Origin of the sequence: Exiguobacterium sp. TNDT2 (assembly GCF_003331145.1) — a bacterium.
Taxonomy (GTDB): Bacteria; Bacillota; Bacilli; order Exiguobacteriales; family Exiguobacteriaceae; genus Exiguobacterium.
In genome coordinates this window covers 1-1,347 of the sequence record NZ_QLVE01000051.1, presented here as the reverse complement: position 1 = coordinate 1,347, position 1,347 = coordinate 1, and the positions used below count along the sequence as shown (strand labels likewise).

General features: G+C 55.4%; 1 protein-coding gene. It reads right to left on the bottom strand.

Features of this window, described 5'->3' with window-relative positions; genetic code table 11:
* The coding region (locus DPV68_RS14310) for an IS1182 family transposase (RefSeq protein ID WP_114167449.1) at positions 1-1,103 on the bottom strand (1,103 nt) is incomplete at its 3' end.
* Positions 1,104-1,347: the final 244 nt, after the last annotated feature.

The window sequence follows — 1,347 nt, the reverse complement described above, 5'->3', positions numbered from 1 at the left end:
TGCTTCTGGCTCTTCGTGCACTGCTCGAGCAACGGGCAGTTCACACAAACGGCGGGATTCGAGACGTACTTGCGCTTCCCCTCGCGCATCGTGGTGCTGTACGTTAATAACTCGTTGTTCGGGCAGATGTAGACGTCATGGTGCTCGTCATAGATGAAATCTTTGGTCTTGAAGGCGCCCTTCTTGCCCTTCGGGCGCGTGTACGGGAAGACCGGCAGGATTCCACGGTCGATCAGCAATTTGGCGATGGCAGGGTTTTTATAGGCGGAGTCGGCGGCGACGGCGAACGGTTGAATCAGACGGTCGGAGACCTTGTCGAGCAGATCTGGGAACGCGAGACTGTCGTGCACGTTCCCAGGCGTGACGATGGCACCGAGCACGAACCCATGGGCGTCGCTCGCTGCATGGACCGAGTATGCGAACTGCTTCTCACGTTCGCCTTTCACGTAATATCCACTCTCAGGGTCTGTCGTACTGACCTTGATCTCCTTCGTTTCCTCCGCCTGATTCTTCTTTGGCCCCAAGGGCTTCTTTCCACTTTCTTCGCGGTCTCGTTTGACCTCGGCATCTAGTTGTTCCTGATAGTGCTTCACCTCTTGCCGGACGGTCTTCTTGACGAGCTTCCGCTTGTTCGCGTTCGCCTTAACGTGTGTCGAGTCGACGAACAGGACGGCGCGATCGATGAACCCGGCGTCCGCTGCCTGTTCAAGGATGTGATAGAAGATGTCGTCGAATAAGTTCGTGTACTGGAAGCGACGCACATAGTTCTTCCCGAACGTCGAGAAATGTGGCACCTTGTCCGTGAACCCGAACCCGAGGAACCACCGGTACGCGACGTTCGTCTCGATCTCACGAATCGTCTGACGCATCGATCGGATACCGAACAGGTACTGAAGGAAGGCCATCTTGATCAGGACGACAGGGTCGACGCTCGGTCGCCCGCGGTCCTCAGAATATAGGTCCTCCACGAGCGGATAGATGAACCCAAAGTCGATCACCGCCTCAATTTTTCGGACCAGATGGTCCGCTGGCACGAGCTCGTCGAGCGTGACCATCTCCAGTTGCGTTCGATTGGTTTCCGATTCTGTTAATTTCCTGATCATCCGATTCGCCTCCATGACTGGTTCTCTACCTCTCATTATAAAAAAGGAACGAGGGTACGAAAAGAGGGATTGATGCGTGGACCGACCGAGGGCACGGCGAGACTTCTAGGGGAATAGCAAGCAAAGGGAGACCCAGCAGCGACAACGTCGCGATGCGGCTCCCTGCTTGCCCCCAGAAAAGCGAGCTGTGCCCGGTCGGGCAAATAAAAAAGACTGCAGGCAATGTTTTGTCTACAGTCTGAAA